Origin of the sequence: Aliiroseovarius lamellibrachiae (assembly GCF_018599245.1) — a bacterium.
Lineage (GTDB): Bacteria > Pseudomonadota > Alphaproteobacteria > Rhodobacterales > Rhodobacteraceae > Aliiroseovarius > Aliiroseovarius lamellibrachiae.
The window spans coordinates 289487-315069 of sequence record NZ_JAHEVJ010000003.1 but is presented as its reverse complement, the minus strand read 5'-3'; the positions used below and the strand labels follow the sequence as shown (position 1 = coordinate 315069).

Annotated in this window: 26 protein-coding genes; all 26 read right to left on the bottom strand. The window is 56.0% G+C overall.

From position 1 onward, the window contains the following. Positions 1-74 precede the first annotated feature (74 nt). Positions 75-1748 (bottom strand): ribonuclease J, encoded by a 1674-nt coding sequence (locus KKW20_RS07325; RefSeq protein WP_214567213.1) that lies wholly within the window; start codon positions 1746-1748, stop codon positions 75-77. Continuing rightward, a complete protein-coding gene (locus KKW20_RS07320; RefSeq protein WP_214567212.1) occupies positions 1745-2524 on the bottom strand; it encodes a type III pantothenate kinase in 780 nt (259 codons plus the stop codon). Before KKW20_RS07320 ends, KKW20_RS07325 begins: the two co-directional genes overlap by 4 nt. A gap of 9 nt (positions 2525-2533) precedes the next feature. Continuing rightward, the gene (locus KKW20_RS07315; RefSeq protein ID WP_214567211.1) at positions 2534-3298 is read right to left on the bottom strand and encodes a biotin--[acetyl-CoA-carboxylase] ligase; all 765 of its coding nucleotides are present in this window, start codon (positions 3296-3298) and stop codon (positions 2534-2536) included. After that, on the bottom strand, positions 3288-4724 hold the full coding sequence (gene nuoN, locus KKW20_RS07310) for an NADH-quinone oxidoreductase subunit NuoN (protein WP_214567210.1): 1437 nt from the start codon (positions 4722-4724) through the stop codon (positions 3288-3290). The genes KKW20_RS07315 and nuoN overlap by 11 nt, the downstream gene beginning before the upstream one ends. Before the next feature lie 11 nt (positions 4725-4735). Continuing rightward, positions 4736-6277, bottom strand: coding sequence for an NADH-quinone oxidoreductase subunit M (locus KKW20_RS07305; RefSeq protein WP_214567209.1), 1542 nt, complete (start codon positions 6275-6277; stop codon positions 4736-4738). Beyond that, a complete protein-coding gene (nuoL, locus tag KKW20_RS07300; protein WP_214567208.1) occupies positions 6277-8391 on the bottom strand; it encodes an NADH-quinone oxidoreductase subunit L in 2115 nt (704 codons plus the stop codon). The genes KKW20_RS07305 and nuoL overlap by 1 nt, the downstream gene beginning before the upstream one ends. Positions 8392-8395: 4 nt before the next feature. Next, the gene (gene nuoK, locus KKW20_RS07295) at positions 8396-8701 is read right to left on the bottom strand and encodes an NADH-quinone oxidoreductase subunit NuoK (RefSeq protein ID WP_055191590.1); all 306 of its coding nucleotides are present in this window, start codon (positions 8699-8701) and stop codon (positions 8396-8398) included. 73 nt (positions 8702-8774) lie between these two features. After that, on the bottom strand, positions 8775-9389 hold the full coding sequence (locus KKW20_RS07290) for an NADH-quinone oxidoreductase subunit J (RefSeq protein WP_214567207.1): 615 nt from the start codon (positions 9387-9389) through the stop codon (positions 8775-8777). Further along, on the bottom strand, positions 9386-9793 hold the full coding sequence (locus KKW20_RS07285) for a carboxymuconolactone decarboxylase family protein (protein ID WP_214567206.1): 408 nt from the start codon (positions 9791-9793) through the stop codon (positions 9386-9388). Before KKW20_RS07285 ends, KKW20_RS07290 begins: the two co-directional genes overlap by 4 nt. After that, the gene (gene nuoI, locus KKW20_RS07280; protein ID WP_214567205.1) at positions 9790-10281 is read right to left on the bottom strand and encodes an NADH-quinone oxidoreductase subunit NuoI; all 492 of its coding nucleotides are present in this window, start codon (positions 10279-10281) and stop codon (positions 9790-9792) included. The genes KKW20_RS07285 and nuoI overlap by 4 nt, the downstream gene beginning before the upstream one ends. A gap of 3 nt (positions 10282-10284) precedes the next feature. Further along, complete coding sequence (nuoH, locus tag KKW20_RS07275) at positions 10285-11322, bottom strand: NADH-quinone oxidoreductase subunit NuoH (RefSeq protein WP_214567204.1); 1038 nt, start codon at positions 11320-11322, stop codon at positions 10285-10287. A 14-nt stretch (positions 11323-11336) separates the two neighbouring features. Then, positions 11337-11753, bottom strand: coding sequence for a hypothetical protein (locus tag KKW20_RS07270; RefSeq protein WP_214567203.1), 417 nt, complete (start codon positions 11751-11753; stop codon positions 11337-11339). 22 nt (positions 11754-11775) lie between these two features. After that, positions 11776-13794 (bottom strand): NADH-quinone oxidoreductase subunit NuoG, encoded by a 2019-nt coding sequence (nuoG, locus tag KKW20_RS07265; protein WP_214567202.1) that lies wholly within the window; start codon positions 13792-13794, stop codon positions 11776-11778. A 57-nt stretch (positions 13795-13851) separates the two neighbouring features. Further along, a complete protein-coding gene (locus tag KKW20_RS07260) occupies positions 13852-14262 on the bottom strand; it encodes a DUF5333 domain-containing protein (protein WP_214567201.1) in 411 nt (136 codons plus the stop codon). Positions 14263-14419: 157 nt separating this feature from the next. After that, on the bottom strand, positions 14420-15712 hold the full coding sequence (gene nuoF, locus KKW20_RS07255; RefSeq protein ID WP_214567200.1) for an NADH-quinone oxidoreductase subunit NuoF: 1293 nt from the start codon (positions 15710-15712) through the stop codon (positions 14420-14422). A 6-nt stretch (positions 15713-15718) separates the two neighbouring features. Next, entirely contained in the window at positions 15719-15946 is a 228-nt protein-coding gene (locus KKW20_RS07250) for a DUF5337 domain-containing protein (protein WP_214567199.1), read from the bottom strand. A gap of 9 nt (positions 15947-15955) precedes the next feature. After that, positions 15956-16783, bottom strand: coding sequence for an NADH-quinone oxidoreductase subunit E (locus KKW20_RS16545; protein WP_246534494.1), 828 nt, complete (start codon positions 16781-16783; stop codon positions 15956-15958). 111 nt (positions 16784-16894) lie between these two features. Then, positions 16895-18070 (bottom strand): NADH-quinone oxidoreductase subunit E, encoded by a 1176-nt coding sequence (locus tag KKW20_RS07240; RefSeq protein ID WP_214567198.1) that lies wholly within the window; start codon positions 18068-18070, stop codon positions 16895-16897. After that, on the bottom strand, positions 18070-19290 hold the full coding sequence (locus tag KKW20_RS07235) for an NADH-quinone oxidoreductase subunit D (protein WP_214567334.1): 1221 nt from the start codon (positions 19288-19290) through the stop codon (positions 18070-18072). The genes KKW20_RS07240 and KKW20_RS07235 overlap by 1 nt, the downstream gene beginning before the upstream one ends. A 138-nt stretch (positions 19291-19428) precedes the next feature. Then, the gene (locus KKW20_RS07230; RefSeq protein ID WP_214567197.1) at positions 19429-20052 is read right to left on the bottom strand and encodes an NADH-quinone oxidoreductase subunit C; all 624 of its coding nucleotides are present in this window, start codon (positions 20050-20052) and stop codon (positions 19429-19431) included. 3 nt (positions 20053-20055) lie between these two features. Next, on the bottom strand, positions 20056-20604 hold the full coding sequence (locus KKW20_RS07225; RefSeq protein WP_214567196.1) for a NuoB/complex I 20 kDa subunit family protein: 549 nt from the start codon (positions 20602-20604) through the stop codon (positions 20056-20058). Next, on the bottom strand, positions 20595-20960 hold the full coding sequence (locus KKW20_RS07220) for an NADH-quinone oxidoreductase subunit A (protein ID WP_214567195.1): 366 nt from the start codon (positions 20958-20960) through the stop codon (positions 20595-20597). The genes KKW20_RS07225 and KKW20_RS07220 overlap by 10 nt, the downstream gene beginning before the upstream one ends. Before the next feature lie 349 nt (positions 20961-21309). Continuing rightward, positions 21310-22095 (bottom strand): crotonase/enoyl-CoA hydratase family protein, encoded by a 786-nt coding sequence (locus KKW20_RS07215; RefSeq protein WP_214567194.1) that lies wholly within the window; start codon positions 22093-22095, stop codon positions 21310-21312. Positions 22096-22098: 3 nt separating this feature from the next. Next, entirely contained in the window at positions 22099-22953 is an 855-nt protein-coding gene (locus tag KKW20_RS07210) for a hydroxymethylglutaryl-CoA lyase (RefSeq protein ID WP_214567193.1), read from the bottom strand. A 6-nt stretch (positions 22954-22959) separates the two neighbouring features. Continuing rightward, positions 22960-23646, bottom strand: coding sequence for a glutathione S-transferase family protein (locus KKW20_RS07205; RefSeq protein ID WP_214567192.1), 687 nt, complete (start codon positions 23644-23646; stop codon positions 22960-22962). Then, entirely contained in the window at positions 23639-25573 is a 1935-nt protein-coding gene (locus tag KKW20_RS07200) for an acetyl/propionyl/methylcrotonyl-CoA carboxylase subunit alpha (RefSeq protein WP_214567191.1), read from the bottom strand. Before KKW20_RS07200 ends, KKW20_RS07205 begins: the two co-directional genes overlap by 8 nt. Between the last annotated feature and the right edge of the window lie 10 nt (positions 25574-25583).

The window sequence follows — 25583 nt, the reverse complement described above, 5'->3', positions numbered from 1 at the left end:
AAATCGTGATTACAAATGGAAACGCCCCAACCAAAGGAAGGGGCGTTTCAGATATCTAAGCTATTGGGATTTAACTACTCTAACCGGCTGACAACAACAGTCACTTCTGGCTTGTGTCCAATCTCGTCATTGGTCGACTTGCGGGCGATGCGCTTTAGCTCATCCCCCAATTTGTCGTCGTCACGCAGGGTTTTCTTACCGGCCCGCATCAGGAACTGACCAAGGTCTTCTTCGAGAATATCCACCAAGGGCGCTTTTGAGCTGCCCAATTCGGACAGGCCCATAATTTCCACCCAAGGCTCGCCCAGCGGCTCGTCACCTTCGACAATCACGTTCACAATCACATGACCATTCAGCGCCATACGGATCCGGTCGCGCACAACCCCGTCAAGAGCGCCGATCAGGATGTTTCCATCCAGATACACACGGTCTGCTTCCACATGTTCCACAATATGCGGCGCGTCCCCGGTCAGATCACACATGGCACCATTCACGACAACCATCGCTTTGCGCCCTGCGTCTTCGGCAAGCCGTGTGTGTTCGCGCAGATGGCGGTGTTCGCCATGCATAGGGATCACCATTTCGGGGTTGATCATCTCATGCACCCGCTCAAGATCCGGGCGGTTGGCATGGCCAGACACATGATAACGGTCATTTTCAGCGACCACATCCACACCCATTTCCGAATAGGCATTCATGATCCGGATCACGCCGCGTTCATTGCCTGGAATGGTTTTGGAGCTGAAAAGGAACATGTCGCCCTCTTTCATGCTCAGCCCCAGATATTTACCGCGTGCCAATTGGGCCGAAGCCGCCCGGCGTTCACCCTGGCTTCCGGTCACGATCAGCATCAGGTTATCGCGCGGCACGTCGCGGGCGTCTTCGACCGAGATTGTGTGGGGGAATTTGCCCAACACGCCGGTTTCTTCGCCCGCCATGATCATCCGTTGCATGGAGCGCCCCAGCAAACACACAGAACGGCCAGCGGCGACGCCTGCCTCGGCCAGCTGTTTGACCCGCGCGACGTTTGACGCAAAGGTGGTTGCCACCACCATTTTGTCGGCGCCTTTGATCAGTTTGACCAGCTCGGGCCCAACCTCGGATTCAGATCGGCCGGGGTTATTTGAAAACACATTGGTGCTGTCACAAACCAGCGCTTTCACGCGGCGGCCATCTTTTGGCTTTGCAATCTCGCGCCACAGGGTTTCGTCGAACGCATCCCCAAGCACGGGGTTCTCATCCAGCTTAAAGTCGCCCGTATGCACCACACGGCCCGCGGGGCTGTCGATGATCAGCCCGGCACTTTCCGGGATCGAGTGGCTAAGCGGCAGATAAGACACGCTGAACGGCCCGGCTTTGATCACCTGCGGATAGATATCGGCGGCGATCACAGCCTCGGCCACTTGGCCTGCCTCTTCCATCTTGCGTTGCGCGTGAAAGCGGGTGAAGGGGCGGGCGTGGATGGGCGCTTTTAGTTTTTGGTACAAACGCCCAACTGCCCCAACGTGGTCTTCATGGGCATGGGTGATAAACACCGCCTCAAGCCGGTCGGCGTTTTCCTCAAGCCATGTCACATCTGGCATAATCAGGTTTACACCCGGCGTTGTGTCCATATCCGGGAAGGTCACGCCCAGATCCACAAGGATCAGACGTTCTTTGCCCGGCTGGCCATAGCCATAGACATAAGCGTTCATGCCGATCTCGCCGGCACCCCCGAGAGGTAGATAAATCAGGCGGTCAGCGGTCATATGTTGCCCTGCTCTTTGTTATAGTCATAAATCCTGATCAGCCCGTGCATGGTCAGGTCGTCTTCGATCACGTCATAAAGGTGTTCGCCCTGTTCAAACAAGGGGGCGAGGCCACCGGTGCCAATCACTTTCATTGGCACGCCATATTCCTCTTTCACCCGGACAATCAAACCCTGAACAAGCCCCACATAGCCCCAAAAAATCCCGGACTGAATACAGCCCACGGTATTGGTCCCAATCACCTTGTCCGGTTGGGTCACATCCACATGCGGAAGTGCGGCCGCACCCTGATGCAAAGCGCCAAGCGACAAGTTCACACCCGGCGCAATCACACCGCCAATATAGGCGCCATCTTTGGCGACCACATCAATATTTGTCGCCGTGCCAAAATCAACAACCATTGAATCGCCGCCGTGGCGTTCAAAGGCCGCGACCGCATTTGCCAACCGATCAGGTCCCGGCACGGTCCCCTCGTCTACGCGTGGCTGAATGGGCAACAGGCAATCGGGTTTCCCCACCACAAGCGGGCGGCACCCAAAGAAGCGATCTGCAAAGACGCGCAAGTTCCAAACCACACGCGGGACTGTGGACGAGATAACCACCCCAGTGATATCCGGCCTGATCCCATAGTGGCTGATCAGCGTGGAAAACCATGTGAAATAGGCGTCCGCCGTGCGCGAATGGTGGGTCGATGTGCGCAGCGTGCACAGGAATTTCTCGCCGTCCCAGATCGAGAAAACGGTGTTTGTGTTACCAGTGTCAATCGCCAGAAGCATGTCTGCCCCCTAAAAGAAAATCTCGGCGGCGGGGATCACCTCGCGGCCTTTGGGTGTAGATAGAACAAGGTTGCCCGCCTCGTCCACCGTGTCAAAGCGCCCCACGGTTTCCGTGTGCATGGTACGTGCGGTGATTGTCTCGCCCAAGCGGGCGGCACGGGCCAGCCATGCTTCGCGAATGGGGGCAAAGCCATAGGTGGTGAACTGTGTTTCATAGTGGTGATACGCGGGCGCCAAGAGGTCCAGAAACTCCTCCGGGGTCACAATGGCACCGGTTTCCCCAGCCAAGCTGACCGGGGCCACGGCGCCGTCCTCAACTTGCTCAGATTTTGGAGCGTCCAGAAGGTTCACCCCGACGCCGATGGCAATATGGCTTACGCCTTCGCCCATGCCCGCGCTTTCAAGCAAAATGCCCGCAACTTTGCCGCCGTTGAGCAGCACATCATTTGGCCATTTAAGCGCAAATGGTGCGGGGCGTCCGCACGCCGCCACAAATGCATCAAACAAGGCCAACGAGGCCACAAAACTGCGCAATGCCACCTGCTGCGGAGGCTCCGCCGGGCGCATGACCAATGTGGCTGAGAAATGTCCTTTGGGCGCGGTCCAGGCACGGCCACGACGGCCCCTGCCCTTGGTTTGTTCCTGCGCCAAGATCCATGTTGGACCAAGAAGACCCGGCGCGATACGCCGGGCCTCTTCATTTGTGCTGTCAACGCTGGTCAGGATGTTTCGACCAACGCCTGCAGGCCAATCATCGGGCCCGTTATTTGACAAGAGCCGCCGCTGCAGCCTGTGCCGCACCCTCGATGCCAAAGAAGTTCACAAAGCCAACCATCACAATCACAGCTGACGCCATCAGAGCGGCCCAAGCGGCGGGGGACATATTGATTTCCACACCCTCAGCCTCGTCACCGAAATACATGAAGTAAACGATGCGCAGGTAGTAAAAGGCGCCGATGACCGATGCGATCACGGCCGCAACGGCAAGCCAAGTCATGCCCGCGTTCACAGCGGCAATCAGCACACCGTATTTGGCAAAAAAGCCAAGCATCGGTGGCACACCGGCCAGCGAGAACATCAGGGTCAACATCGCCAAAGCCTTTACTTTCTCAGTTGAGGCAAGTTGCTTCAGGGCAGAGATATCTGTGACCGGACGGCCATCGCGTTCCATCGACATGATGAAGGCAAAGGTGCCGACGTTCATGGCCACATAAACCGCCATATATTGCAGCATCATCTGCACACCAAATTCGGTGCCAGCAGCCAAGCCCATCAACGCAAAACCCATGTGGGCAATGGAGGAATAAGCCATCAGGCGTTTGATGTTGGTTTGGCCGATCGCGGCGAAGGCGCCAAGGAACATGGAAAGCACGGCCATCAACGCGATGATCTGGCTCCAATCCGAGATGGCATTGCCAAAGGCATCAAACATCACGCGGGCAAACAGGCCCATCGCGGCCATTTTGGGGGCTGTTGCAAAAAAGGCGGTGACCGGGGTGGGCGCGCCTTCGTAAACGTCTGGCGCCCACATGTGGAACGGCACAGCCGACACTTTGAAGGCAAGACCCGTGACCACAAAGACCAGACCGATCAGCATACCAAGGCCAACGTGGCCATCGTTTGCCGCCGCAAGGATCCCGGCGAAATCCGTGGTGCCCGCATAGCCGTAGACCAAAGATGAACCGTAAAGCAGCAGACCAGAGGACAGTGCCCCAAGGACAAAATACTTCATGCCTGCCTCGGTCGATTTCAAGCTGTCGCGGTTCAAGGACGCAACAACATAAAGCGACAAGGATTGAAGCTCGAGCCCCATGTAAAGGGACATCAAGTTGCCCGCAGACACCATCATCATCATCCCAACAGTGCCCAAGGCCACAAGGATGGGGTACTCAAATTTCAGGATGCCACGACGTGCCATTGTCGCCTCGCCCACCACCAACACAGCGGCGGCGGCAAGCAAGATCGCGACTTTGGCAAATCGTGCGTAAGCATCGTCAAGGAACATGCCGTTAAAGGCCGATGTGGCCCCCGACCCGCCTGCGATCATGATGGCAATCGCCACCATAACGCCCGCGGTGATCCAAGTGATTGGTTTGGCCAATGCATCTTTGCCGGTATAGACCGCGCCCAACAGGGCGATCATGGCATAGACCGACAAGAGGATCTCAGGCAGAACCGTTTGAATGTCGACAGAGCTCATATCCGTCCCCTTTAGTGCGACGTGGACACGGCGGCCTCGACCAGTTCGGTCGGGATCGCGGCGTGATAGTTGGAAAGAAGTGCCTCAACCGAGGGGCCGATGATATCGGTCACAAGGCTTGGATAGACACCAAGAAGAAGGGTCATGGCGACCAGCGGCGCAAAGATCATCCGCTCGCGTTTGTCCATGTCAGTGATCGCTTTCAGGCTTTCCTTGATCAGGTCGCCAAAGACGACGCGGCGATACAGGTAAAGCGCATAGGAAGCGGACAAGATCACGCCCGAAGTGGCCACAAAAGCAACCCAAGTGTTGGCTTTGAACATGCCCACAAGCGTCAGGAACTCGCCCACAAATCCAGAGGTGCCCGGAAGCCCCACATTGGCCATGGTAAAGAACATGAAGATCAGCGCATAGGCCGGCATCCGGTTTACAAGGCCGCCATAGGCACTGATCTCACGCGTGTGCATTCGGTCGTAAATGACCCCCACACATAAGAACAATGCGCCGGCAACAAACCCGTGGCTGACCATCTGAAAGATCGCCCCGTCCAGACCTTGTTGGTTCAGCGAAAAGATCCCCGCCGTGACATAGCCCATGTGCGCGATCGATGAATAGGCGATCAGTTTTTTCATGTCTTCCTGAACCAACGCCACCAAAGAAGTATAGACGATGGCGATCACAGAAATCCACAACACGAACGTGGCCAAGGTTTCTGTCCCAACCGGGAACATCGGCAAACTAAAACGAAGGAACCCATAGCCCCCCATTTTCAGCATGATCGACGCCAGAACCACAGACCCCGCCGTGGGCGCCTGAACGTGCGCGTCCGGCAACCAGGTATGCACCGGCCACATTGGGATTTTCACCGCGAACGAGGCAAAGAAGGCCAAGAACAGCAGCGTTTGGACCCCGCCGACAATTTGAATGCCCAAGATCGAAATGGTCTCGCTGTCAAACTGGTGATGGGCCAGAACTTCGAAATCCGTGCCCACCTCCAGCGCCATATAGACCATGGCGACCAGCATCAGAACCGAGCCGACGAAGGTATAGAGGAAGAATTTGAATGACGCATAGATGCGGTTGGCCCCGCCCCAGATGCCGATGATCAGGAACATAGGGATCAGGCCTGCTTCAAAGAACAGGTAAAACAGCACCAGATCCAGCGCCATAAAGACGCCCAACATAAGGGTTTCGAGAAGAAGGAACGCAATCATGTATTCCTTCACGCGGGTTTTCACGCCCCAGCTCGCCCAAATTGTCAGCGGCATCACAAAGGTCGTGAGCATCACAAACAGAACCGAAATCCCGTCGACACCCATTTTGTATTTCAGACCCATGATCCAGTCCGCCTCTTCCACGAACTGATAGCCCGTGTCGGCGCTGTCAAATCCAATAAGGACCAGCAGCGAGAAGAGGAAGGTTGCGACCGTGGCCGCAAGGGCCAGCCACTTGGCGTTACGCGCCGCGGCCTCGTCGTCACCGCGCAGAAACAGCGCAAGGATAACAGCCGCCACCAACGGCAAGAAGGTAATGATGGAAAGCAGGTTGTTCATTAGTGCGACCCACCGTTCAGAAGCATGAGTGAGACCAGGGCGACGATACCGATGATCATCGCGAAGGCATAGGTGAAGACGTAACCGGACTGTGCCCGACCCGCCATTTTGGTGAACCAAGGCACAATGCCCATCGCCACGCCGTTCAGGAAACCGTCAATGGTCTGCGTGTCCCCGCGTTTCCAAAGGAAGCGTCCAATGGCAAAGGCTGGTTTCACAAAGAGCACGTCATAGATCTCGTCAAAGTACCATTTGTTCAGCAGGAACTGATAGACAAATGGGAAGGTGGCCGCCAGCCGCTTGGGCAGGCTTGTGTTCACAACATAGAACCAGAACGCCACGATGAAGCCGATGACCATCGCAATGAACGGTGACACTTTCACCCATTTGGGCGAATGGTGCGCATCGTCAATCACATGATTGTCCGGTGCCATGTAGATCGCGCCCATTGGGGCAGCATGGGTCATTGCTTCGCCGTGATCCGTTCCGTGATCCGCTGTTGCAGCGGGGGCATGATCGTCCGCAGGGGCCGCGTCATGTCCATCCGCCGCAGGGGCCGCCGCCACTTCGTGGCTTTCGATGCCAAAGAAGTGGTTGAGCTTGTGGTGATCGCCAAAGAACGAACCGTACCAGATCATACCAGCAAAGATCGACCCAAGCGCCAGAACACCCAATGGGATGGTCATGACCAGCGGGCTTTCATGCGCCTGATCATGCGTATGCTTGTCGCCGCGTTGCTTGCCATAAAAGGTCATGAACATCAGACGCCAGCTGTAGAAGCTGGTGAACAGCGCCGCAATCACCAGCATCCAGAAGGCGTAACCGCCACTGGTGCCCGCATAGGCGCTCTCAATAATTGCGTCTTTCGACAGGAAGCCTGCGAAACCAATGGGAAGCCCACCAAAGGTGATCAGCGGAATGCCAACACCGGTGATGGCCAACGTGCCGATCATCATCGCCCAGAAGGTCACAGGCAGTTTCTTACGCAGGTTGCCATAGTTCCGCATGTCCTGTTCGTGATGCATTCCGTGAATGACCGAACCGGCCCCAAGGAACAACATCGCCTTGAAGAACGCGTGTGTGAACAGGTGGAACATCGCAACCGAGTACACACCCACGCCCGCCGCCACAAACATGTAACCAAGCTGCGACATGGTTGAATAGGCAATCACGCGTTTGATGTCGTTTTGCACCAGACCGATGGTTGCGGCGACAAACGCTGTGGTTGCTCCCAAGAAGGTGATGAACGCGGTGGCCTCAGGTGCATGCTCCATCAACGGCGACATGCGACAGACAAGGAAGACACCGGCGGTCACCATGGTTGCTGCGTGGATCAGCGCCGACACAGGGGTCGGGCCTTCCATCGCGTCCGGCAACCAAGTGTGCAGGAACAGCTGGGCTGATTTGCCCATCGCGCCGACAAACAAGAGGAACGCCAGAAGGTTCGCTGCGTTCCATTCTGTCCAGAGGAAGGTGATGTTCTTCTCAGCCAACATCGGGACGGCCGCAAACACATCGTCGAAACGAATGCTGTCGGTCATATAGAAAAGGCCGAAGATGCCAAGCGCAAAGCCAAAGTCCCCCACACGGTTGACCACAAAGGCTTTGATCGCCGCCGCATTTGCCGATGGTTTCTTATAGTAGAAGCCGATCAACAGATATGAGGCCACACCCACGCCTTCCCAACCAAAGAACATCTGCAACAGATTGTCCGAGGTCACCAGCGTCAGCATGGTGAAGGTAAAGAAGCTAAGGTAGGCAAAGAACCGGGGGCGATAACTTTCGCCCTCAAACTGCGGGTCATGCGCCATGTAACCCATGGAATAAAGGTGAACCAAAGATGACACCGTGGTCACAACGATCAACATGATGGCGGTCAGACGATCCAATCGGATCGACCAATCCACCGTCAAGCTGCCCGATTGCACCCAGTTCATCAGGTGTACGGTTTGCGGCTCTTCAAGCCCAAAGAAAATCGACCACGACAAGGCCGCCGCGAGGAAGAGAAGCGCGGTGGTAACCACCTGCGCGCCTTTGTCCCCGATCACGCGATGGCCGAAGCCCGCGATCAGCGCACCAATGAGCGGCGCAAAGAGAACGATCTGTGCTGCCATTGCCTCAGCCTTTCATCACGTTGACGTCTTCCACGGCAATAGAGCCGCGGTTACGGAAGAAGCTGACGAGGATCGCAAGGCCAATTGCGGCCTCAGCCGCGGCCACTGTCAGCACAAAGAGGGTAAATACCTGACCGGTGAGATCCCCCAGATAGCTTGAAAAGGCCACCAGGTTGATGTTCACCGCCAAAAGCATCAGCTCGATCGACATCAACAAAATGATGACGTTCTTGCGGTTCAGGAACAGCCCGAAAATGCCGATGACGAACAAAGCCGCCGCGACGCCCAAATAATGTTCTAGTCCAACCATTATGTCCTGTTCCCTTCTCGGGTGGCGCAGATCGCCGACCCCTTCCATTCGTATGTTTGTTCCAAAGTCATGGTCACAGACCCTGCCCCGGTTTCACGTCGATGACTTCCATCGCTTGCGCCGGATCGCGGTGCATCTGTGCAATCACGTTCTGGCGTTTCACATTGGTACGGTGACGCAGTGTCAGCACAATCGCCCCAATCATCGCGACCAAAAGGATCAGGCCGGAGAGTTGGAACAAGAGGATGTAGTCGGTGTAAAGCACCAGACCCAGCGCCTCGGTGTTGTGGATTTCTGAAATCGCTGGCGTGATCGATTGACGCGCGGCCTCGGCCCCATCTGCAAACACCCAGGTGCCAAAGATCGTGCCCAATTCCATCAGCAAGACGACACCGATCAGCATCGCGATCGGCAAGGACTGTGCAATCTCGGCCTTCAGCTCAGCAAAATCCACATCCAGCATCATCACGACAAACAAGAACAGAACCGCCACCGCGCCGACGTAAACAATCATCAACAGCATCGCGACAAATTCCGCACCAAGCAGCACGAAAAGACCGGTTGCGCCCACAAAGGCCGTGATCAACCACAAAACCGAATGCACGGGGTTGCGTGCCATAACGGTGAAAAATCCACCCGTGACCGTGGTCAGGGCAAAGAGGTAAAAAGCGTAATCGGCAACGCTCATGCGTTCCCCTCCTCATTTTCGTCAAACACAGCTTGCGCCAGTTCTAAGGCCCGGGTCATGGCCGGAAGGCCGCCGAGCATCGACATTTGATAGATCACTTCCGCGATCTCTTTTTCAGTGGCCCCAGCTTCAAGCGCGTGACGCACGGTCACTTTGACTTGTGCGTCGGCTTGTGACCCAAGCACGGTCAAGCCAGCCAAAGTGACCAACATGCGTGTCTTTGCGTCCAGACCATCTTTGTTAAAGGCATTGCCAAACATCATATCCATCATGTCTTTCGGCATGGTGGGCATAAGCTTGTCAAAGCCCTGGGGCTTAAACGTCTCCAACGCAGGATTGAAGTTGCGGAGCATCTCCTGCCCCTGCTCCATCATCTGCGCATATAGTTTGGAGAAATCGTTCATCGGTACGGTGCATCCAATTCAAGGTTGCGGGCAATTTCAGCTTCCCAGCGTTCCCCGTTTTCAAGCAGTTTTTCTTTGTCGTAAAACAGCTCTTCGCGGGTCTCGGTGGCAAATTCAAAGTTCGGCCCTTCGACAATCGCATCCACAGGGCAAGCTTCTTGGCAGAACCCGCAATAGATGCATTTGGTCATGTCGATGTCATAGCGCGTGGTGCGGCGCGATCCATCATCACGGGGTTCCGCGTCAATGGTGATCGCTTGGGCCGGACAAATCGCTTCGCACAGTTTACAGGCGATGCAACGCTCTTCCCCATTGGGATAGCGGCGCAGCGCGTGTTCACCACGAAAACGCGGGCTTAATGGCCCTTTTTCATGCGGATAGTTCAGCGTGGCCTTGGGACCAAAGAAGTATTTCAACCCCAGCCCAAAGCCTTTCACAAAATCCATCAGCAGGAAGTATTTTGTTGCGCGTGCGTAATCAAAAGCCATCGATCAGCCCCCCACTGTCCAGCGGGCGTAAGTGCCCCAGAACGCCCCGTATTGGGCAAAGAATGCGACCAGAACAACCCAGGCCAGTGACAGCGGCAGGAAGACTTTCCAACCAATGCGCATCAGCTGATCGTAACGGTAACGCGGCGTGATCGCCTTGATCATCGAGAAGACGAAGAAGAAGAAGAAAATCTTGATCGCCAGCCAGAAGAACCCATCCGGAAGCGCCTCAACCGGTGACAACCAGCCGCCGAAGAACAGGATCGAAATCAGCGTACACATCAGCACAATGGCCACATATTCGCCGATCATAAACAGAAGGAATGGGGTCGAGGAATATTCAACCTGATACCCAGCCACCAATTCCGATTCCGCTTCTGGAAGGTCAAACGGCGGACGGTTTGTTTCCGCCAAAGCCGAGATCAAGAACAGGAACACCATCGGGAAATGCGGCAACCAATACCAGCTGAACAGACCCGCGCCATCTTGTGCCATCACGATGTCACCAAAGTTCATCGATCCTGTGGTGATGATCACACCAATGATGATCAACCCGATTGAGACTTCGTAAGAAATCATCTGTGCCGCCGAACGCAATGATCCGAGGAACGGGTATTTGGAGTTTGACGCCCACCCCCCCATGATCACGCCGTAGACTTCCAAAGAAGACACCGCGAACACAAAGAGAATTGCGACGTTTACATCCGCCAGCACCCAGCCGTCATTGAACGGGATCACCGCCCAGGCCAGCATCGCCAGAACGAAGCTCATCAAAGGAGCTAAGAAAAAGACAAACTTGTCAGCCCCTGCGGGCACCACAATCTCTTTCAACACATATTTGATGAAGTCCGCAAAACTTTGCAGCACCCCAAAAGCACCAACAACGTTGGGGCCTTTTCGCAATTGCACAGCTGCCCAGACCTTGCGGTCAAAATAGAGCAGAAAGGCCAGCGCCACCAAAAGTGGGACCACGATCAGCAAACACTGACCAATGATCAAAAGCGCGATGCCTAGGTTGGTTGTCGTGAAGAATTCATACATATCTCTTCATGCCCTCAGACCGTCGGTATTCCGTTTTCAAGACAATTCTGAACAGTCACTTCCGCGTCGATCGTTTTCAGACCTTTGGGAAGCGCGGCTGAAATCACATAAGCCGCATCGCCTGTCCAGCGCTTGCCATTTTCATCTACATTTGTGCGCACATGGCGGGCAAAACCGTACCCGCGAATAAGCGCATATTGCGCGGCAGCACATTTCCCATATGCCGCCACATCTTCGCGTTCTCGCGCGCCCATCATGGCCACGCGAAAATTCACCAGATCCCCATCCAGAAGCTGTGTCTCTACGCCCAAATACTTAGGCGTGAAAGGTTTTTTCGCATCGGGACTTTGCGCGGCTGGCTGAACACAGGCCGACAAAAGACCCGCTGTCGCGGCCCCAGTCAGTATCGCCTGTAATCCTGCCTTGCGCATCATTTGGATCCTTGTCTTGTCTTTACTCAGCCGCCATTTTGTCAGCAACACGCCCGCGGGCTTGTGCTGACAAATCGGCCATCACTTCTGACGCCCGAGCGATCGGGTTGGTCAGGTAATAATCACCCACCACATAGCGGAAGCTTGCTTTGCCAAGCGTGCCAACCGTCAGCGGTGTTACCTCGTTTTCAATAACCTGATCCACTTGGGCTAGATGTGGCACAGCGGCCACCATGGCCTGACGCAGTTGCGCCATGCTGTCCCATGGAAGGGTTGCGCCAAGCTCTGCCGACAACGCCCGCAGAATAGCCCAGTTTTCTTTGGCATCCCCAACCGGGAAGGCGGCACGTTGTGCCAATTGTGGACGCCCTTCGGTGTTCACAAAGAGGCCCGCCTCTTCCGTATAGGCCGCACCGGGCAGGATGATATCCGCGCGGTGCGCACCACGATCCCCGTGGCTGCCCATGTAAATCACGGTTGGGCCTGCATCGATGTCGATCTCGTCGGCACCCATGTTGAAAATCACATCCGCGCCGGTCGTCGCCGCTTCAATGCCACCTTCAGTCACAGCCCCCACATCCAGCGCGCCAACGCGGCCAGCTGCGGTGTGCAGAACCATCAGTTTTGAATTGGTTTCTTCAGCAAGCTTCATCGACGCCGCCAGAACCGCAAGGCCATCGGCTTCGCGCAGCGCGCCCATGCCAACGATCACAAGGCTTGGCTGATCCATCACCGCACCATGTTCGGTGCCAAGATGTTTCTCAAGCGCTGCACGGTCATTGCCAAGATGTGCGTAGTCATAAGTCAGATCAACGGCGTCGCCGATCAGACCAATGGTGGCCCCTTTGGTCCAGGCCTTGCGAATGCGCGCGTTCAGAACTGGCGCTTCCATGCGAGGGTTGGAACCGACCAGCATGATGAATTTCGCATCATCAATATCTTCGATCGACGCATCCCCCACATAGCCATAGCGGCTGTCCGTTGGCAGACGCGCGTTGTCCACGCGACATTCCACCTTGCCGTCCAGACCTTCGATAAGGGTCTTAAGCGAGAATGCCATCTCGGTTGACGCCAGATCACCGATCAGACCAGAAACCTTCTTGCCCTTCATCGCTGTGGCCGCAGCTAACAGCGCTTCGCCCCAAGAGGCTTTGCGCAGTTTGCCGTTTTCACGGATGTAAGGTGTATCCAGACGTTGACGGCGCAGACCGTCCCAAACGAAACGGGTTTTGTCCGAAATCCACTCTTCGTTCACGCCGTCATGGTTGCGCGGCAGAATGCGTTTCACTTCGCGCCCCTTGGTGTCCACGCGGATGTTAGACCCAAGCGCGTCCATCACGTCGATGGTTTCGGTTTTGGTCAGCTCCCACGGGCGGGCGGTAAAGGCATAGGGTTTTGAGGTCAGCGCGCCCACCGGGCAGAGATCAATGATGTTGCCCTGAAGGTTGCTGTTCAGCGTCTGGTTCAGATAGCTGGTAATCTCGGCGTCTTCACCGCGACCGGTTTGGCCCATCTGGGTGATGCCAGCGACTTCGGATGTAAAACGTACGCAACGGGTACAGCTGATGCAGCGGGTCATGGTGGTCGCGACAAGCGGTCCCAGATCCAAATCATCGACAGCGCGTTTTTGTTCGGTAAAGCGCGACCCCGACAGACCATAAGCCATTGCCTGATCCTGAAGGTCACATTCGCCACCCTGGTCACAGATTGGGCAATCCAGCGGGTGGTTGATCAGCATGAATTCCATCACACCTTCGCGCGCCTTTTTCACCATGGGTGAATTGGTCTTAACGACAGGGGCTTGCCCTTCGGGACCAGGGCGCAAATCGCGCACCTGCATCGCGCAGCTGGCGGCGGGCTTGGGCGGACCGCCCACAACCTCAACCAGACACATACGGCAGTTGCCAGCGATCGACAGGCGTTCATGATAGCAAAAACGCGGCACTTCGACCCCGGCCACTTCACAGGCCTGGATCAGCGTCATTGCGCCATCTACTTCAACTTCCATGTCGTCAATGACGATCTTTTTCAGGTCGCTCATCACGGTCCCTTTTCATCCCGCAAGGGGCACCTGCCCCCTGCCCTTGTCTTGCCCTTGTCAGTCCGCGAGAAGCTTTCCGGCGAAGGACCCTTTTGCGATTTCTGCACGGCCAACCGCACAGTAACTTTCGGCATTGCCCTTACGGGCGCCTTGTTTGGCCAACATCGGTTCGGCGATGGCCCGGAACCGGTCCTGCTCTACCTTGCTGTCCACGTATTTTGTAATCTCACCCAAGCTATAGCCCAGCGTATTTGCGTGTTTTTGCAACTGATACGCTTTGTTGAGCAGGCGGAACTTGCGCAAGCTCAAATCAGGGCAATTTTCATCGATCAAATAGGCAATCGACGCGCCCAAAAGCTCGTTATGCACCCGCGCATCATTGCGCATCGCGGTGTAATCCACCGCAAAAGCCGCGCTGGCAAGGGACACAAAAACGCCCGAGGTCAGAAGGGTTTTAAATTTGGTCATGAAAGATCTCCTTTTCTAAAAAAGGAGATGGGGGTGCCCCCCTTTGTCATGCAATAACAAGCCCCACCCACAAGAGATTTAACGCCTGTGTTCAAGATGTTACTATGATGCATCACAATGTTCATAACCTGTAATTCTGCCCTATCCCTATGAGGTCTTACTCAGCGGCGACGCTGACCTGACCCTGTTTATTCACCCGAATGCGGTCTTCGATTTCACCGCGGAAGTTCTTGATCAAGCCTTGGATTGGCCACGCGGCCGCATCGCCAAGCGCACAAATGGTGTGGCCCTCAACCTGCTTGGTCACGGACAGCAACATGTCAATCTCGTCGATATGCGCCTCGCCTTTGACCAAACGATCCATCACGCGCATCATCCAACCGGTGCCTTCGCGGCACGGCGTACACTGGCCGCAGCTTTCGTGTTTATAGAATTTCGACAGACGCCAGATCGCTTTGATGATGTCGGTGGAATTGTCCATGACAATGACAGCGGCGGTGCCCAGCGACGACCCCTTTTCGCGCAACCCGTCAAAATCCATAACCGCATCGCGGATGTTTTCGCCGGTTACACAAGGCACCGAGGACCCACCGGGGATCACGGCCTTCAGATTGTCCCAGCCACCGCGGATCCCGCCACAGTGACGGTCGATCAGCTCTTCGAATGTGATCGACATCGCCTCTTCAACCACACAAGGGTTGTTGACGTGACCTGAAATGCCGAAAATCTTGGTGCCCGCGTTGTTCGCGCGACCAAAGCCCGCAAACCATTCCGGTCCACGACGCAGGATCGTCGGCACAACCGCAATCGATTCCACGTTGTTCACCGTGGTTGGACAGCCATAAAGACCCGCCCCCGCAGGGAACGGCGGCTTCATGCGTGGCATGCCTTTTTTACCTTCGAGGCTTTCCAAAAGCGCCGTTTCTTCGCCGCAGATATAGGCGCCCGCGCCGTGATGCAGGAAGAGGTCAAAATCCCAACCGGATCCAGCGGCGTTCTTGCCGATCATACCTTTGTCATAGGCCTCATCAATCGCGGCCTGAAGCGCTTCACGCTCGCGGATATATTCACCACGGATATAGATATAACAGGTGTTGGCGTTCATCGCGAAAGAGGCAATCAGCGCCCCTTCGATCAATGTGTGCGGATCATGGCGCATGATCTCGCGGTCTTTACAGGTGCCGGGCTCTGACTCATCCGCATTGATCACCAAATAGGACGGACGACCATCGCTTTCCTTCGGCATGAAAGACCATTTCAAACCGGTCGGGAAACCCGCACCACCACGACCCCGCAGGCCCGAGGCTTTCATCTGATCAATGATCCAGTCACGACCTTTTTTGATGATCCCGGCGGTTCCATCCCAATGGCCACGCGCCTGTGCACCCGCCAAAGTACGGTCATGCATACCGTAAAGGTTGGTAAAGATCCGGTCTTTATCCTGCAGCATTCGCTCTTATCCTTCGTCATGCTGGCGCGACTTGCGCCAGATCCGATACGTTACAACCAGGCCAAATACGAACCCGGCAAGGGCCATCAGATCCACCAGGGCCATGGTCCGCATAGACCACCCATAGCTTTTCCCAACCCAAGAGGCCCCAACCCACAACGCGCCGGTCATGGCGATGACAAGTCCTGCCATGCGCCCCTCGCGGCCCGTCTTATGATGTGGGTCAGTTGCCATATTCATTCCTTAGTAAACCTTGCCTTTTTTGACCTTGTTGGAAAATGCGGTTTCGCCGCCCTCTGCCAAGATTTTTGCTTGATCTACCCAGCCATCTCGTTCGATCCGGCCTTTAAACTTCAAATTATCATCGACCCAGGAAATTTCGTCCGCGCCCCATTTGGCGACTTGATCGAAATGCCAAAAACCCAGCTCATTCAAGGTCTGTTCCAGCTTAGGCCCAACACCTTTCAGCTGTTTCAGATCATCCGCGCCGGCTTTACGCGGCGCTTTCATGGTCCGTGGTTTTTTGGGTTTTCCTGTGGGACCCGCAGCCTCGGTTTTCACCGTGTCCGCCTTGGCCTTTTTCGCAGCAGGCTTTTTCGCCGCTGTGGTTTTTGGCTCATCTTTTGCCGCAGGCGCCGCCTTGGCCGGCGTTGCCTTTGCTGCCGCCTTCTTTGGCGCCGCTTTCGGTGCTGCCGGTTCCGCCGCTTCTTCTGTTGCCTTTGCATCAACAGGTGCCGCGTTCAAGGCCGCACTGTCGACGGCTGATGCCGGCGCAGAGGGCGCTGCGGACGCAGGCGTTGCACTCGCGGGTGCGGACGTGCCAGTTGCAGAGGTCGTTGAAGACGCCGCCGATGACCTTGCCATAGGTGCGCGCGATGATGGGCTGGCCTCGGCCACCTCACCACAAAAGAGTTTCTGCAGCAAAAATGCCGCCCCAACCCCAACAATCGCGGCAACAATCAGCGCCACAATGCCACAGCCAAGCACCAGATACACCGCCACGCCCAAAAGCGCGCCAATGATCCAGCATGTGTTTCGGCATGAAAACAGCCCGGTTTCTTGATTACTCATAGTCCAATTCCCCGTTGATAAATGTGGACGTGCGAAATGACACGCTGGGATGCGCTGGCTTTTGCCTTAGTTGCTTTTTATGTCCCAGACGTATCGTCAAAGAAGTAATCCTTAGTAAACCTTGCCTTTTTTCACTTTGTTCGAAAATGCGGTTTCCCCGCCCTCGGCCAAAGTCTTGGCTTGGTCGATCCAGCCATCACGCTCAATGCGACCTTTGAAACTCAAATTATCATCCACCCACGCGATTTCGTCGGCACTCCATTTTGCGATCTGGTCAAAGTGCCAGAACCCAAGCTCGTTCAGAGTGGTCTCCAGCTTGGGGCCAACACCCTTCAGCTGTTTCAGATCATCTGCACCCGCTTTGCGCGGCGCTTTCATCGTGCGGGGTTTTTTCGGGGTACCCGTCACAGCCGAGGTGGCTGCTTCGGCTTTATCGGCTTTGGCCTTCTTCGCTGCGGGTTTGGCTGCCGCTTTCGCAGGCGCCTTTTCAGCCGCGGGTTTGGCCGCCTTTTCCTGTTGATTGGCTGGCTTGCCCATGGCGGCCGCTTTCGGCGGGGTCGCCTTGCCGGACGTCGCGTTTTTGCCAAGCCAAGGGGTCAACAAAGGCACTTCGGTGCCGTCGATCCGCTTGATGCTGTCGCCAATATCGGTGGCCAGCTGGGCCGAGGCATTATATTTGGTTTTACCGCTTTCATATTCGGTCAGCGTGGTCAGACCCGACAAAGGCTCTGATGCGTAACGACCGTTCAGCGGGCCAGGAACAGGCACGCCACCGGCGGCCATCTCGTCGATCATCTTGCCAAAGCCTTCGGCGGTCAGATCTTCAAAGTAATCCTTGCCGATCTGGGCCATTGGCGCGTTGGTACAGGCGCCCAAACATTCAACTTCTTCCCAGCTAAACTTGCCATCCGCCGACACGGTGTGCGGGGTGGGGGCAATCTTGTCTTTACAGACCCCAATCAAATCCTCGGCCCCGCAAATCATGCAGGACGTGGTGCCGCAGATTTGGATATGGGCCACGGAGCCAACCGGTTGCAATTGGAACATAAAGTAAAACGACGCCACTTCGAGCACGCGAATATACGCCATGTCGAGCATATCTGCGACCGCTTCAAGGGCAGGCTTGGTCAGCCACCCTTCTTGTTCCTGCGCACGCCACAAAAGCGGGATCACAGCAGAGGCCTGACGCCCCTCGGGGTATTTGGTGATTTGCCCTTCGGCCCAAGCCTGGTTGGCGGGTGTGAAAGCAAAGCTTTCGGGCTGTTCATGATGCAGACGGCGAAGCATTAGCGGTCGATCTCCCCAAACACGACGTCCATGGTGCCGATGATGGCGGCAACGTCGGCGAGCTGGTGGCCCTTGGCCACATGGTCCATTGATTGCAGGTGCAAATATCCGGGCGCGCGGATTTTCGAACGATACGGTTTGTTCGTTCCATCGGCGACCAGATAGACACCAAACTCTCCTTTTGGCGCTTCCACTGCGGCGTAAACTTCGCCGGCCGGAACGTGGAACCCTTCGGTATAGAGTTTAAAGTGGTGAATAAGGCTTTCCATCGAGCGTTTCATCTCGCCACGTTTGGGCGGGGTCAGCTTGCCGCGGGCCATAACGTCGCCTTGGCCCTCGGGCGCGCGCAGTTTGGCGATGGCTTGGTGAATGATCGACAGCGACTGGCGCATCTCTTCCATCCGCACAAGATAGCGATCATAGCAATCGCCGTTCTTGCCAACGGGGATCTGGAAGTCAAATTCATCATAACATTCATAGGGTTGCGCACGACGCAGATCCCACGCAAGGCCGGAACCACGCACCATGACACCGGAATACCCCCAGTCAAGGATCTCTTCTTCGGTCACAACACCAATATCGGCGTTGCGCTGTTTAAAGATGCGGTTTTCGGTCAGCAACCCGTCGATATCGTCCATCTTGGCGGGGTATTCATTGGCCCAAGTCTCGATGTCGTTGATCAGATCCTCTGGCAGATCCTGATGCACACCGCCGGGACGGAAGTAGTTTGCGTGCAGGCGCGCACCACAGGCCCGTTCATAGAAAATCATCAGCTTTTCACGCTCTTCAAAGCCCCAAAGCGGCGGCGTCAACGCGCCCACATCCATGGCTTGCGTGGTGATGTTCAGAAGGTGGTTCAGGATGCGGCCGATTTCGGAAAACAGAACCCGGATCAGCGACCCGCGACGCGGAACCTCTACCCCTGTCAGTTTTTCGATCGCCAGACACCAAGCGTGTTCCTGGTTCATTGGCGCCACATAATCCAACCGATCAAAATACGGCAGGTTTTGCAGATACGTCCGGCTTTCCATCAGCTTTTCGGTGCCGCGATGCAAGAGACCGATGTGCGGGTCCGCACGCTCAACAATCTCGCCATCCAGCTCCAGCACCATGCGAAGCACACCGTGTGCGGCGGGGTGTTGCGGGCCAAAGTTGATATTGAAATTGCGGATTTTCTGTTCGCCGCTTTGGGCGTCTTCGAAACCTTTGGAGCCGTCCATCATAGACCCTCTCCCCGTTTATTGGTGCAAATCACGCGTAAAGGTGACGGGCAGCTATTTTTAGAAATGGGCGATGCCGCGAACAGCAAAAGTGACGCGGTCAGCAATTCGGTGAACTCGATCAGCAAAGCCATTAATTTACTTAGCCTCGTCGGATTTTTCATCACCCGGCAGGATGTAATTTGCACCCTCCCATGGGGACATAAAGTCAAACTGGCGATATTCCTGCGTCAGCGACACGGGCTCATAGACAACGCGCTTTTCGACTTCGTCATAACGCACTTCGGTATAGCCCGTGGTTGGGAAATCCTTGCGAAGCGGGAAGCCACGAAAGCCATAGTCGGTCAGAATACGGCGCAGATCAGGGTGGCCGGTGAACAAGATCCCGAACATGTCGAAGACTTCGCGTTCGAACCAATTGGCCGATGGGTGAACCTCGGTGATTGACGGCACCATTTCATCTTCGCGCACGGCAACTTTCACACGGATGCGTTGGTTGGTGTACATCGACAGGAAATGATACACCACGTCAAAACGCTCTTCGCGCGTTGGGTAATCCACCGCGGTGATATCCACCAAGCTTGAGAATTTGCAGGCCTTGTCGGTCTTTAAAAACTCGATAAACGCTGGAATACCTGCAAGCGGCACAGTCACGGTCAACTCGCCAAAGGCAACCTCCCATGACGCAACACAATCAGGGCGCTTTGCATCGAGCAGAGCACCCAGTTCGTTCAGGCTTGCGGTTTTTTGGGCTTCACTCATCTCTTACCTCGCAATCGTGCCGGTGCGGCGGATTTTGCGTTGCAGTTGCAGGATACCGTACACCAACGCCTCAGCGGTGGGGGGGCAACCCGGCACATAGATGTCGACCGGCACAATGCGGTCACAGCCACGCACAACCGAATAAGAATAGTGGTAATAGCCACCACCATTTGCGCAAGATCCCATCGAGATCACGTAACGCGGATCCGGCATCTGGTCATAAACCTTGCGCAGCGCCGGGGCCATTTTGTTGGTCAACGTCCCGGCCACAATCATCACGTCCGACTGACGCGGGGAGGCGCGCGGGGCAACGCCATAGCGTTCCAGATCATAGCGCGGCATCGACGCATGCATCATTTCAACCGCACAGCACGCCAGACCAAAGGTCATCCAGTGCAAAGACCCGGTGCGGGCCCAGTTGATAATGTCATCGGTGGTGGTCAGCAAAAAGCCTTTATCGGCCAGCTGATCGTTCAACAAACGGGTCGCATGTTCGCGGTCGCCCTGCGCCGTGTTCGCGCCTGTTTGAATGCCCTCTGAAATCACTCCCATTCGAGCGCTCCCTTTTTCCACTCATATGCAAACCCAATGGTCAGCACGCCAAGGAACACCATCATCGACCAGAAACCGACCAGTCCGACACCCTTAAAGGCCACAGCCCAAGGGAAAAGAAACGCGATTTCGAGATCAAAAATGATGAACAGGATCGACACCAGATAAAACCGGACGTCAAACTTCATCCGCGCGTCATCAAATGCGTTGAACCCGCATTCGTAAGCGCTCAGTTTTTCAGGGTCGGGGTTGCGAACTGCCAAGACCATCGCGGCGATGATCAGAACAAGTCCGATCACAATGGCAAGTCCGAGGAAAATAATGATTGGGAGGTATTCCCGAAGAAGGTCTTCCACGTGTGGCTCCTTTTATGCGGCCCATATCTGGGCAAACACGCATTCGCTAGCTATGTGCGGTTTACCGCCGCACAGGGTCAGGGTCAACCAATCGGGGTACATATTCAAACAGATGAATGATAGCGCAAGACCGCGCGTCACATGTGAAGCATACCTTTGTTTACAAGGGTTTTTCGACAAGTTTCAGGACCTTGCGCAGTCCCGCCTTCATCACATGTTAACCAAAATTTTCAAGGGCACCCGCAAAAAGATGCCCTCTTTTGTTTCATAGCCCTTGAAAAGAGACTCACCCGCCCCAAAGACCCAGAAAATCAATCAGGATTAACCGGTCCCGGTCGTGGTCCGCGCGCTATGACTGCCAACTTGGCTTTTCTTTGGCAAAGAACGCGGCGATGCCTTCTTGCGCCTCAGCACTTTCCCAGCGCGCGACCAGACCTGCAATCGTCTCATCAATGATCTCTTCCGTGATCGGTGGCCCAAGTCGACGCGCAAGCGCTTTGGCCTCGGCCACGGCACCGGGCGCCACACTCAGATAGGGTTTCACCTCAGCCTCAATGGCCGCGTCCAGATCCTCTGGCGCCACAGCCTTTGCCAAAAGGCCCAAAGTGACGGCCTCTTCGGCGTCAAATATCCGTGCCGACATGAACACCCGCCGCGCCATTGCCTCGCCCAACCGGGCCAAAACATAGGGGCCGATGGTGGCAGGGATCAGGCCCAACCGCGTTTCGGTCAGGCCAAATTTTGCGCCTGTCACACCGATGGACACATCCGACACGGACGCCATGCCCACACCGCCACCAAACGCCTGTCCTTGCACCTTGGCAATCAGCGGTTTTGGCATGACATTCAAGGCGTTCAGCATCATCGCGAGCTTTTTGGCCTCGATGCCGCGCGTGACCGGATCCGCCGCCATTTGGTCCTGCATCCAGCGCAGATCACCACCGGCACAAAAGCTTTTACCATCGCCGGTTAAGATCACCACGCGCACGCTGTCATCTGTGCCCAGCGCATGGGCCGCATGGGTCAGCTCTTCGATCATCTGCGCGCTCATGGCGTTGTGCTTTTCGGCCCGGTCCAGCAGCAGCGTCGCAACACCACGATCATCCGTGGTGATTGAAATGGTTTCATAATTCATGGCTTAACCCTCAATCCGCATCGCACGCGCCATTTCGGCCCCGCGCTCTAGTATTTCGCGATCCAACCCGGTGGTCATGCCCAAGGATACCACGCGATCATGCACCGCCTCAGTCGCCACATTGCCCTGCGCGCCGGGCGCATAGGGACAGCCACCAAGGCCGCCCACAGCCGCATCAAAGACACGCAGGCCTTTGGCGATGGACGCTTCAATATTGTCGCAAGCGCGCCCTGACGTGTCATGATAATGACCCGCAAACATCTTAGGCCCCGCCACGCCCAAAACAGCCTCCAACATCTTGTTGATTTTCTCAGGCGTGGCCTGTCCAATCGTGTCGCCAAGGCTGATTTCATAACAGCCCATGTCGATCAGCTTTTTCGCCACCCACGCCACCTGTTCCGGCGCGGTTTCCCCATCATATGGGCAGTCTGTCACGCAAGAGATATAGCCGCGCATTTTCACTTTTGCGACTTTTGCGGCCTCTGCAATGGGCTTGAACCGCTCAAGGCTTTCCTCAATCGAACAATTGATGTTGGCCTGCGAAAACCCCTCGCTGGCGGAGCCAAAAATAGCAATCTCATCCGCTTTGGCCGCCATCGCCCCGTCAAACCCACGCATATTGGGGGTCAATGCAGCATACGAAACGCCAGGCGCGCGGGTGATGCCCGCCAGAACATCCGCGCTATCGGCCATTTGCGGCACCCATTTGGGGCTGACAAAACTGGCGATTTCAATGCGTTTGAACCCTGCCCCGGACAAAAGATCCACAAGGGCAATCTTTTCCGCGGTTGGGATCTGGCGTTTTTCGTTTTGCAACCCGTCGCGCGGGCCAACCTCAAAAATCTCGATCTGATCCATGGGTATTTACTCCTCAGGCACAGGATAGAAGTCCTGCGCATAAAACGTCTGCTCACCTTCGCGCGCCACACAACGCTGATACGATGCCATCGCCTCGATCCGCGCCTTATAGGCGATAAGGTTCGGAAATTGTTCAAGATTTACATAATAGGGGGCGGCAAACAGGTTGAACCCCATCATAATGTCCGCAGCCGAAAAGCCCTGATCCAACAACCAATCACGCCCCTCAAGCCGCGCCTCCATCCCCGCGAGCGTATGACGCAACCGCGCGACATTCAGCTTGATCACAATCGGGCTGGCTTTGGCAGGCGGGCGCAAAAACACCATCTGCAGGTTCAGCTGTTCAATCAGGCTCGCCATGGTTTCAGAATAGTGGATCCATTGCAGATAGTCCGTACGGCCCGCCTGACCAATAGCCACGCCTAAGCGCGGCGCGTAAGTTTCCACCAGATATTCGGTGATGGCGCCACTTTCGCTCATCACCAAATCGCCAATTTCCAACGCCGGAATGCGCGTCGCCGGAGAGACTTTTGCCAAGCCCCCCGTCGCCATTTCCTTGGACCCAATCTGATAGCGGATCACCTCAAGCGGCACGCCCAAAGTGGCCTCAAGCCCGATCTCTTCGATCAACCACAACACCCGGAACGAACGCCCATATTGCACATGGTGAAGGCGAAAAGGCGTATCACTCATCCTCTTCCTCCAAACGCACAAGCGGGGCACCCGCTTCGACCTGATCGCCATCCGCACAAAGCACCTCAGCCACAACACCGTCACGCGCGGCCTCAAGCGAGTGTTCCATTTTCATGGCTTCCAAGATCGCCAACCGGTCGCCCTGTTTCACCTCTTGGCCCGCTTTGGCAAAGACCGCTTTCACAAGCCCCGGCATAGGTGCCTCAATCACGCCAGCCCCGGCACCGACCCCTGTGTCACGATCCAGCGGATCGGCCATGTGGAATTCCAAGCCAGACTGTGCAAACACGGTGATCACATTGCCGGCTTTCGCCACGCGCGGCCCACGGTCGTCGCCCATGCTCCATTGACCATTGAGACAGGTGGCTTCGATCTTATCATCATTCACAGTGATCACATGGCGATCGGCCCCAAATGAGGTGACAACGATGTCATAGCTTTCGTCCCCATGCGTCAGCGTCACGAAATGGTTCAAGCCGCCCCAAAGGGTAAAGCCCGATCCCTTTCGCTTCAACAGATCCAATGCGCAAAGGGCCGCAGCCCCAATATCGCCCAGCGTCGGACCCGGTTCATAGGTCAGCGCATCCAAATCGCGTTCAATCAGGCCGGTGTCCACGTCCCCATTGGCAAAGCCTTCATGCCGGGTCAACGCGCCCAAAAAGGCCAAATTGGTGACAGAGCCAGCCACCTCGGTCTTGGCCAGTGCTGTGGACATCATCCGCAACGCCGCCGAACGGGTGGCCGCATGCACGGTGATCTTGGCAATCATCGGGTCATAAAACGGGCTGATCGTATCGCCAGAGCGCACACCAGTGTCGGATCGCGCCCCCACCGGGAATTTCAGATGTGTGAGCGTACCTGTGGCGGGCAAGAACCCCTTTGGCACATCTTCCGCATAAAGGCGCGCCTCAAAGGCGTGACCGTTGATTTTCAGCTCATCTTGCTGTTTTGGCAGACCTTCACCCGAGGCGACACGCAATTGCCATTCCACCAGATCAACGCCGGTGATTTCCTCGGTCACGGGGTGTTCGACCTGAAGGCGGGTGTTCATTTCCATGAACCAGAACCCGTCGGGGCGCAGCCCGTTGGCCCCGTCAACGATAAACTCAACCGTCCCGGCGCCTTTGTACCCAATTGCTTCGGCCGCCAACACACCGGCCTGCCCCATCGCTTCGCGGACCTCTTCGGTCATATCAGGCGCGGGGGCCTCTTCGATCACCTTTTGGTGGCGACGTTGCAAGGAACAGTCGCGTTCGAACAAATGCACCGCTTGGGTGCCATCGCCAAACACCTGAACTTCGATGTGGCGGGGGCTTAGAATGTATTTCTCAATCAGGACATCAGCGTTGCCAAAGGCGGTTTGCGCCTCACCCTGGGCCGAGGCCAAAGCATCCGCAAAATCAGCAGGATCATCAACGCGGCGCATGCCCTTACCGCCGCCGCCAGCCACCGCTTTGATCAGCACTGGATAGCCCATCTTCACGGCCTCTTCGGCCAAAAACGCAGGCTCCTGGTTTTCACCGTGATAGCCCGGCACAACAGGCACACCCGCCTCGACCATCAGTTTTTTGGCGGCATCTTTCAGACCCATCTTGCGGATCGCATCCGCACTTGGTCCGATGAACACCAGCCCAGCCGCTTCCACCGCATCCACAAAATCCGGGTTTTCCGACAGGAAACCATAGCCCGGATGGATCGCTTCGGCACCTGTGTCCAAAGCGGCCTGAATGATCACATCCCCCTTCAGATAGCTTTGCGCAGGCTGTGGCGGGCCAATATGCACCGCCTCATCCGCCATCATCACATGGCGCGCACCGGCGTCAGCGTCCGAGTAGACGGCCACAGAGGCCACACCCAATTTGCGGGCCGTTTCCATCACGCGGCAAGCAATTTCACCCCGGTTGGCAATCAGAATTTTCTTAAACATATCTGTATCC

What these genes read in the sequence shown, in the direction of transcription:
- KKW20_RS07325 (WP_214567213.1), bottom strand. Translation starts at nt 1,748, where the DNA reads ATGACCGCTGACCGCCTGATTTATCTACCTCTCGGGGGTGCCGGCGAG.
- KKW20_RS07320 (WP_214567212.1), bottom strand. Translation starts at nt 2,524, where the DNA reads ATGCTTCTGGCGATTGACACTGGTAACACAAACACCGTTTTCTCGATC.
- nuoN (WP_214567210.1), bottom strand. Translation starts at nt 4,724, where the DNA reads ATGAGCTCTGTCGACATTCAAACGGTTCTGCCTGAGATCCTCTTGTCG.
- KKW20_RS07305 (WP_214567209.1), bottom strand. Translation starts at nt 6,277, where the DNA reads ATGAACAACCTGCTTTCCATCATTACCTTCTTGCCGTTGGTGGCGGCT.
- nuoL (WP_214567208.1), bottom strand. Translation starts at nt 8,391, where the DNA reads ATGGCAGCACAGATCGTTCTCTTTGCGCCGCTCATTGGTGCGCTGATC.
- nuoK (WP_055191590.1), bottom strand. Translation starts at nt 8,701, where the DNA reads ATGGTTGGACTAGAACATTATTTGGGCGTCGCGGCGGCTTTGTTCGTC.
- KKW20_RS07290 (WP_214567207.1), bottom strand. Translation starts at nt 9,389, where the DNA reads ATGAGCGTTGCCGATTACGCTTTTTACCTCTTTGCCCTGACCACGGTC.
- KKW20_RS07285 (WP_214567206.1), bottom strand. Translation starts at nt 9,793, where the DNA reads ATGAACGATTTCTCCAAACTATATGCGCAGATGATGGAGCAGGGGCAG.
- nuoI (WP_214567205.1), bottom strand. Translation starts at nt 10,281, where the DNA reads ATGGCTTTTGATTACGCACGCGCAACAAAATACTTCCTGCTGATGGAT.
- nuoH (WP_214567204.1), bottom strand. Translation starts at nt 11,322, where the DNA reads ATGTATGAATTCTTCACGACAACCAACCTAGGCATCGCGCTTTTGATC.
- KKW20_RS07270 (WP_214567203.1), bottom strand. Translation starts at nt 11,753, where the DNA reads ATGCGCAAGGCAGGATTACAGGCGATACTGACTGGGGCCGCGACAGCG.
- nuoG (WP_214567202.1), bottom strand. Translation starts at nt 13,794, where the DNA reads ATGAGCGACCTGAAAAAGATCGTCATTGACGACATGGAAGTTGAAGTA.
- KKW20_RS07260 (WP_214567201.1), bottom strand. Translation starts at nt 14,262, where the DNA reads ATGACCAAATTTAAAACCCTTCTGACCTCGGGCGTTTTTGTGTCCCTT.
- nuoF (WP_214567200.1), bottom strand. Translation starts at nt 15,712, where the DNA reads ATGCTGCAGGATAAAGACCGGATCTTTACCAACCTTTACGGTATGCAT.
- KKW20_RS07250 (WP_214567199.1), bottom strand. Translation starts at nt 15,946, where the DNA reads ATGGCAACTGACCCACATCATAAGACGGGCCGCGAGGGGCGCATGGCA.
- KKW20_RS16545 (WP_246534494.1), bottom strand. Translation starts at nt 16,783, where the DNA reads ATGAGTAATCAAGAAACCGGGCTGTTTTCATGCCGAAACACATGCTGG.
- KKW20_RS07240 (WP_214567198.1), bottom strand. Translation starts at nt 18,070, where the DNA reads ATGCTTCGCCGTCTGCATCATGAACAGCCCGAAAGCTTTGCTTTCACA.
- KKW20_RS07235 (WP_214567334.1), bottom strand. Translation starts at nt 19,290, where the DNA reads ATGGACGGCTCCAAAGGTTTCGAAGACGCCCAAAGCGGCGAACAGAAA.
- KKW20_RS07230 (WP_214567197.1), bottom strand. Translation starts at nt 20,052, where the DNA reads ATGAGTGAAGCCCAAAAAACCGCAAGCCTGAACGAACTGGGTGCTCTG.
- KKW20_RS07225 (WP_214567196.1), bottom strand. Translation starts at nt 20,604, where the DNA reads ATGGGAGTGATTTCAGAGGGCATTCAAACAGGCGCGAACACGGCGCAG.
- KKW20_RS07215 (WP_214567194.1), bottom strand. Translation starts at nt 22,095, where the DNA reads ATGAATTATGAAACCATTTCAATCACCACGGATGATCGTGGTGTTGCG.
- KKW20_RS07210 (WP_214567193.1), bottom strand. Translation starts at nt 22,953, where the DNA reads ATGGATCAGATCGAGATTTTTGAGGTTGGCCCGCGCGACGGGTTGCAA.
- KKW20_RS07205 (WP_214567192.1), bottom strand. Translation starts at nt 23,646, where the DNA reads ATGAGTGATACGCCTTTTCGCCTTCACCATGTGCAATATGGGCGTTCG.
- KKW20_RS07200 (WP_214567191.1), bottom strand. Translation starts at nt 25,573, where the DNA reads ATGTTTAAGAAAATTCTGATTGCCAACCGGGGTGAAATTGCTTGCCGC.